This is a genomic window from Vibrio sp. 10N.222.52.B7, assembly GCF_041474275.1.
In the GTDB taxonomy this organism is placed as follows: domain Bacteria; phylum Pseudomonadota; class Gammaproteobacteria; order Enterobacterales; family Vibrionaceae; genus Vibrio; species Vibrio crassostreae_C.
Map to the genome: position 1 here is coordinate 1 of NZ_JBFRTU010000461.1, position 260 is coordinate 260.

The following is a 260-nucleotide window of genomic DNA, read 5'->3' on the forward strand; positions in this document are numbered from 1 at the left end:
AATAGAGCAAAGCTCCATCAGATATTGCTTGTCTTGACAGTATTCAATCGCTAACGCCAGGTTTGACAAGCTTTCGATTGCAACTCGTTTGGTTCGAGCATGTCTTACTGAAGGTTTTGAACGCGCTGATTGCCTCAACGAATCAAGCGTGGAAGTGATAGGAGGTTGTGTGGCACTAGCGTCATCATTCGGATCGTCAAGTTCTCGATGTGGCACTTCTGTTGGCGCCGTTTCTCTTTCTGTTTGATTGGTTGTAATAA

1 pseudogene is annotated in these 260 nt (G+C 45.0%); it reads right to left on the bottom strand.

Annotated elements, in window-relative coordinates:
• Positions 1 to 260 (bottom strand): annotated as a pseudogene (locus AB4512_RS23690) (hypothetical protein); the annotation flags it as partial.